General features: G+C 26.9%; 4 protein-coding genes and 1 riboswitch. Of the genes, 2 read left to right on the top strand and 2 right to left on the bottom strand.

Annotated elements, in window-relative coordinates; genetic code table 11:
• A partial coding sequence (locus BN346_RS14520; RefSeq protein ID WP_040329574.1) for a hypothetical protein occupies window positions 1–920 on the top strand: 920 nt, incomplete at its 5' end.
• Between the two features lie 41 nt (window positions 921–961).
• Here BN346_RS14520 and BN346_RS14515 read toward each other — a convergent pair.
• A complete protein-coding gene (locus BN346_RS14515; protein WP_158644502.1) occupies window positions 962–1,699 on the bottom strand; it encodes a sensor histidine kinase in 738 nt (245 codons plus the stop codon).
• Between the two features lie 607 nt (window positions 1,700–2,306).
• On the bottom strand, window positions 2,307–3,038 hold the full coding sequence (locus BN346_RS14510) for a LytR/AlgR family response regulator transcription factor (RefSeq protein WP_040329572.1): 732 nt from the start codon (window positions 3,036–3,038) through the stop codon (window positions 2,307–2,309).
• Window positions 3,039–3,231: 193 nt separating this feature from the next.
• A riboswitch (cyclic di-GMP riboswitch) is annotated at window positions 3,232–3,316 on the top strand.
• A 62-nt stretch (window positions 3,317–3,378) separates the two neighbouring features.
• Here BN346_RS14510 and BN346_RS22260 point away from each other — a divergent pair.
• Complete coding sequence (locus tag BN346_RS22260; RefSeq protein ID WP_074432723.1) at window positions 3,379–7,332, top strand: glycosyl hydrolase family 18 protein; 3,954 nt, start codon at window positions 3,379–3,381, stop codon at window positions 7,330–7,332.
• Window positions 7,333–7,503 lie beyond the last annotated feature (171 nt).

Below are 7,503 nucleotides of genomic sequence, written 5' to 3'. Positions count from 1 at the left end.
TAGGAGGAGAAGAAGGAAACTCCAATGAAGATGGTAACTTAGGAGGAGAAGAAGGAAACTCCAATGAAGATGGTAACTTAGGAGAAGAAGAAGGAAACTCCAATGAAGATGGTAACTTAGGAGGAGGAGAAGGAAACTCCAATGAAGATAGTAATTTAGGAGGAGAAGATGAAAACTCCAGTGAAGATGAAAATTTAGATGAAGAAGAAAATAATAAATTTGAAGATGTTTTTAAAGTGCCTAAGAGTGAAATAACTCAAAATTTAAAGAATATGATTATACTTGATGGGTATGGAAATGAAGAGAATCCAGTAAGAATAGAAGTAAATAGAGAGTTAGCTTCTATTAATAAAATACATACCATGGATGAGTATTTAAAGAAATTGATAAAATTTAAGAATTTGAAAGTAATAGAAAAAAGGGAAACATCTGAATATAGCATATACAATATAAGAGTACAGGATAAAATTTTAAGTCAAGTATTAAAAATTAATGATAATAATGATTTTTATATAGAAATTATAGTTGATAAAAATGATAAAGAGTCCTATAAGCCTATAATTGAAATGTTAAATAAATTAGACAGTGATATAATTAATGATTTAGATATAAATATTAATGAAAATATGAATGGAAACATTAATTATATTACAGGTAAAAATGATAAATATGAAGTTGAAGAAATTAGAAATATAATTCTAACTAGTAAAATTACTAAAAAAGACGAAAGTGTACAAAAAGAAGAACAATTGATTGTAACTAAAAATAGTTCAGAGGACAAAATAATAAAAAGTAATTATATAATAGAAGGAAGTAAGAAAAAAAATGAAATTGAAGCATTATTAGATACTGCTATGATTTTATTAATAGTTTTTGGTGTAGGGATATTAAGTATTAAAAAAATATTTAAAAGAAAATAAAAGATTTTAAAATAAGAGTGCAATTTTAGTATTTTGCACTCTTATTTTATTGGAATCATAACAAATGAAGAAAATTCATTAGAATCAAAGGAGAACTCATAACAACCATTATATTTAAGAACTGTACTTTTCACGTTAGATAACCCAAAACCATGGTTAATTGAATCTTTTTTTGAAGTTAAAAATATCTTTTTTTCAGTCTTAATTAAACCATCAAAGTTGTTTTTTATTTCAAAAACAAAGTTATTATTAATAATTTTTGACTTTATATTTATATAACTAGGTTTTTCATTTTTAGATTTTTTACAAGCATCTATAGAATTATCTATTAAATTACCTATAATTATGCATAAATCAAAATCTGATATTTCTACCTTAGTAGGTATATTTATATCTAATGTTATATTAATATTATTGGAAATACAGATTTCTTTCTTTTTTAAAAATAAAGCATTCAATATTTTATGATTGGTAAAAACTTCATAGTTAGTACTATTAAATCCAGTGCCGAATTTTTCTAAATATTTAAGGGCTTCTGTATAATCTTCATTTTTTATTAAATTATATAAAATTATTTTGTGATTTATAATATCATGGGATATTCGTCTAATATCAGATTGATATTCTTCTAATTGATTTAGATTGCTTACTTGAAGTTCATATTGCATGTTTAGTATTTTATTTTTATGTTTATAAATAGATAAATCATAAGCCTTAGATATACCAATAATTATAAAAATACAAAAAAATATTTCAATTAGAGAAGAAGTTAAAAACATAGTACTTACTAAATGAGAGTGCTTTGAAAAATTAAGAATGAAGAAAAAACTATAATTTTTTACTATAAGTAAAATAAAAATAAAAATAGGTATAAACATGTTTAATGATGAAAACATAAACTTGAATTTATCAATTGTAAAATTTTTAAAAAATAAAAATTCACATAAAAAATATAAAATTATTGAAGCTAAGAATAATTTTATAAATTTATTATTGGATAAAGCTAAAAAATAAATATTATTTTTGCTAGCAACTTCATATAAGCTAAAAATGGTTGTAAATGATAATAGAAAAATATAATAGGATTTAAGTGAAAGTATTAAAAAACTAAAAAAGTTTTTATTAGAGAAAACATATATAAAACAGCATATAAAAGAAAGATATAGAGAAAATCTTAACAAATCAATTTTGTTTGTATAAACCAACAAAAACAAAGTGGATAGCAAAGTATAATATGGAGTAGTTAAATGTAAAAAACATTTTAAATTAATTTTAAAAAATTTATGGTATGAATAAGGTAAATATATACCAATAAGTCCAAGAATAATAAATAAATATTCTATGCTAATTTTTCATCACTCCTTTATACATTATTAGATAAAGTTATTAATTATTTAAAAGTTTAGATTTTATAAAATTAGTAAATATGTCTCGTGTTGAATTTAGATATTTTTTACTTATAGGTACAGAATCATTTGTAGTAGTTATAATGTTAAAACCTATAATGCTTTTAAGATAAACTAAGTTAACTAAAAAACTTCTATGACATCTAACAAACATATTAGATGATAATTCATTTTCAAAAGTAGACATTTTATTATAAAATGTAATTTTTTCTCCATTTAATAAATGAGCAGTAATTTTTCGTAGATTAGATTCAAAGTATATTACATTATTTAAGTTAAATGAACATATATCTTGATTATTTTTTACATAAATAATGTTTTTGCCATTTAAATTAATCTTTTCATTTAAATCTAAAATAAGTTTTTCTATAGTGTCATAGGAAAAGGGTTTTAATATGTAATTGTAAGCATTTACACTGTAACTATCCAAAGCATATTCCTTACTAGTAGTAATAAATATTATATATTCATTGTAATTATAGTTTCGTATAGATTTAGCTAAATCTACACCATTAATACCATCCATTAATATATCTAAAAAAAGTATATCAAAATAATCTTTATGGTTAGAATAGAAATCAAGTAGGCTTTCACCAGAATTAAAAATACTAATCTCAAATTTAATATCCGTAGAAATGGATATATTTTTTATTATTTTAGATAGCTGTTCTAGATATAATTTATTGTCATCACAAAGTCCTATTTTTATCATAATTAATAAAAATCCTTTCTGTTTAAATATACTGTAAAAAGATTATATATTACTTCAAAAAAAATCACAATAAAATAGAAAAATATTATTATCTAAAACTTACAAAAAACATATCAAAACTTTCAAAGGTATATACCTTGATGATTTTAATTTATATACTAGCAGTGTAAAGAAAAAACATATTATTTAAAATATGAAGAAAAGGCAAACTTAAAGAAATTTAAGGACGCAAAGCTATAGGGACTAAGGTGTTAAAACTATGTCAGCCAGCTACCGAGGAGTATTTTATAGGCTCTGAGGATTAATTTAACAAAAAAATTAATTGAAGGAGAAATGAAGGATGAAAAATAAAGAATTAATGAAAAAAGTATTAGTAGCAACAATGATGACAACAATGATATCTTCAATGGGAGCAGGTGCATTAATACCGAGTATGGAAGTTTTTGCACAAACAGTTAAAAGTGAAGAAGTATCTAAAAGTGATAATAAAGATTCATTAGGAAAACGTAATGTTATGTATTATGGAGATTGGTCAATATGGGGTGGTCAAGGTAACTTTTATCCTAAAGATATTCCAGCAGATCAATTAACACATCTAAACTTTGCGTTTATAGATTTTGATGCAAATGGTAATTTAATATTTACAGATAAAGATGCAGCAGTAGGTGCACCAGTTGGACAAGAAGGTGTACAGTGGGGTGCTCCAAATGCAGGTATTTTAATTGCACTACAACAATTAAGAGCTGAAAATCCAAATCTAAAATTGGGTATATCAGTAGGTGGATGGTCTAAATCAGGAGATTTTTCTGAGATGGCTTCAAATTCTAAATCAAGAGAGAATTTTATAAAAAACATAATCAAATTTATAGATTACACTAACATGGATTTTGTAGATTTAGATTGGGAATATCCAAGTGAAGTTAGAGAAGCTGATTTAGTTGATAATGCTAATGACGAGGGAACACCAAATGCAAAACCACAAGATAAAGAAAATTATATAAAACTACTTGAAGAATTAAGAGTAGAATTAAATAATAAAGGTATAGAAACAAATAAATATTATGAATTAACAGTAGCGCTTCCAGCAGCTAAAAGTAAGGTGGATTCAGGAATAGATGTGGATAAATTATTCAATATTGTTGACTTTGCTAATATAATGACATATGACCTAAGAGGGGCATGGGATAATTATAGTGGTCATCAAACAGGATTGTATCCAAATGAAAATGATCCAATAAATAATCAGTCAGGAAATAAATTATCAGTTGATGAATCAGTAAATTACCTTATTGAAAAAGGTGCTGAACCAGAAAAGATAGTTATAGGAGCTGCTTATTATACAAGAGGTTGGAACAAGGTAGAAAAAGGAAGTAATGCTGAGCTTCCAGGATTGTTTGGAGAAGCTGAAAAAAATGGAAGAGATGCAGATCAAACTCCTTCTTATGGAGCACCAAATGAAGCACCATTAAAATCTGGTGATGGTGGACGAGCTAGTGGAGTATGGGCATATAGAAGTTTAGATAAATTAAAATCTCAATATCCTGGTTTAAAAGAGTATTGGGATGAAAAAGCAAAAGCACCATATCTTTATGATGAAAGCACAGGCAAGTTTTTTACTTATGATAATGTTAAGTCCATAGAAGAAAAAGGAAAATATGTTCATGAAAATAATTTAGGTGGAATTATAGGTTGGATGTCTTCTCAAGATGCATCAACTAATAATACTAGTAAAAGAGATGAATTACAAAGTGCCACTAAAAATGTATTGTTTGGTGATGAAAAATTACCTGAGTATGAAATAAATTATTCAGATTTAGATGTAACTGCTACTGTTAGTACATATGAACAGCAATGGGGAGCAGACAGAAAAGGATATGAAATAACTATAAAAAATAATGAAAGATCAGAAGAAACAGATTCAGTATTAAGAGAAGTTGAAAAAGGTGCAGAAACAATTAAAGCACCTAAATTATATATAAAATCAGATAAGTCACTAAAGAGTGGAGATTATACAGCAGGTACGGTAACTTATGAAAATGGATATACAGTAGTTGATTTACAATCTGTATGGGAAGGCAAAAATATAGAGCAAGGTCAAAGTTACACATTTAAATTATTAGGTGATGCTAAAATTGAAAGTGTAGAGTTAGTTCAACGTATGTCGTCAAACAGTCCTGATATGAATAGACAAACAATATTTGGAGAAGTTGATGAAGAAGTAAAGCCAGAAATAAATAATGCTCCAATTATAATAGGATTAAGCAATAAAACTATAAATATTGGAGATGACTTTGATCCACTACATGATGTAACTGCAAATGATAAAGAGGATGGAGATTTAACAGATAAAATAGTTGTAGAAGGAAATGTTGATACAAATAAACAAGGAAAGTATACATTAAAGTATTCTGTAAGTGATAGCAAAGGTGAGACTACAACAAAAAATAGAATTATAACTGTAGAAGAAAAAACTACAACTCCAGAACCAGAAATAAATGAAGCACCAATCTTAAAGGGTGTCATAGACAAAACTATAAATATTGGAGACAAATTTGATTCATTAGAAGGAATAACTGCAAATGATAAAGAAGATGGAGATTTAACAGATAAAATAGTTGTAGAAGGAAATGTTGATACAAATAAAGTAGGAAAATATAAATTAACATATTCTGTAAGTGATAGTAAAGGTGAAACTGTCAATAGAAATAGAACTATAACCGTTGAAGAGAGCATAACAGGAGAGCCAGAAGATCCAAAATCAGACTTTGGGGTTGGACAAGGTATAGAGTGGCCGTCACAAGTAAATTCTCCATATGCAGATATGACTCGTTGGAATAGTGGAGAATTCTCTAATAATGGAGCTTTAAATTTAAAGAAAATTGCTGAAGATACAGGGGTAAAATTCTTTAATTTAGGATTTATCCAATCAACAAGTGGAATATCTAATGGAAAAGTAAATTGGGGTTGGGGAGGATATGATGTATTAAATGAAAAAAATGCAGATAATTCTCAATACCAAGGAATAAAAAAATCTATAAAAGATGTTAGAGAACTTGGTGGTGATGTAACAATATCCTTAGGCGGATTAAATGGAGTATCAATTTGGGAAGTAACTCAAGATGTGGATATACTATTTAACACTTACAAGGAAATAGTAGAGGGATATGGTTTAACAAGGCTTGATTTAGATATTGAAGGTGGACCAGCAACTAATAAGAATCATAATATAGCTAATGCTAAAGCTATAAAAAAATTACAAGATGCAACAGGGGTTGACGTAGTATTAACATTAGCAGTACTACCAAGTGGGCTTACATCAGTACAACTAGATGTTTTAGAAGCATATTTATCACAAGGTGTAGATGTTAAATTAGTAAATATTATGACTATGGCTTATGGCAATGGAACATTGCTTCCAGGAGAAAATTATGGAACTGGATCATTAAGAGCTGTAGATAGCACAAAAAATCAATTAAAAAATTATTTTAAAAAATATGCTGATGTAACACTTACAGATGAAGAAGCTTATAGAAAGATAGGAACAACTCCATCAATAGGATTTGAAGGAGCAGCCCATCCACTATTTACAACAGAATGGACTGAACTAGTGGTTAATCATGCAATAGATAAAGGGATAGGCATGACATCAATGTGGTCTATAAATAGAGATTCTATGGCTGAATCTAATGAAGGTGTATTAAATCAATATGAATTTAGTAATATATTTAAGAATTTTGGTATAGATGATGAAGTAAATCCAGGAATAAATTCAGCTCCAATATTAAAAGGAGTAATTGATAAGACTATAAAAGTTGGAGATAATTTTGACCCAATGGAAGGTGTAACTGCAAGTGATAAAGAAGATGGAACTTTAACAGATAAAATAGAAATTGAAGGTGAAGTAGATACTAGTAAGTCAGGTAAATACAAATTAATATATAAGGTATCTGATAGCAATGGAAAAACAGCAACAGCAACTAGAGTAATAACAGTAAAAGAGGAATCACAAACTAGTGATACTTATGATGCAAATAAGATATACTTACAAGGAGATACTGTAATATATAAAGGTGACAAGTACACAGCAAAATGGTGGGTAAAAGGAGAAAATCCAGATAAATCACAAGCATGGGAAAAAGAAGTTATACCAAATGAAGATGGAAGTTTAGATTATTATGAAGGAATGATTTGTGTAGGTGGAACACGTGTAGTTTATAATGGAAAAGTATATGAAGCTAAGTGGTGGACAAATACTCTTCCAGGTAGCGATGGATCATGGAAAGTAATAGAATAAAACTATAAAATAGAAATGTACAATTATAGGAAATCAAGCTTAGATTTTAAAATCAATAATTTTGAAGATGAGCTTGGAACTCTATAAGGAAAAAAACCTCAAAGATATAATTTCAAAAATATGTCTTTGAGGTTTTTTTATATAGATATGAATAAATATAGTTTCAAACAA

Source organism: Clostridium ihumii AP5 (genome assembly GCF_000612845.1).
Taxonomy (GTDB): Bacteria; Bacillota; Clostridia; order Clostridiales; family Clostridiaceae; genus Clostridium_J; species Clostridium_J ihumii.
This window is presented reverse-complemented; position numbering and strand designations above follow the sequence as displayed.

Excerpts from the sequence above, each read along its gene's own strand:
- BN346_RS14515 (WP_158644502.1), bottom strand. The coding sequence starts at position 1,699 with ATGTTTTTAACTTCTTCTCTAATTGAAATATTTTTTTGTATTTTTATA.
- BN346_RS14510 (WP_040329572.1), bottom strand. The coding sequence starts at position 3,038 with ATGATAAAAATAGGACTTTGTGATGACAATAAATTATATCTAGAACAG.
- BN346_RS22260 (WP_074432723.1), top strand. The coding sequence starts at position 3,379 with ATGAAAAATAAAGAATTAATGAAAAAAGTATTAGTAGCAACAATGATG.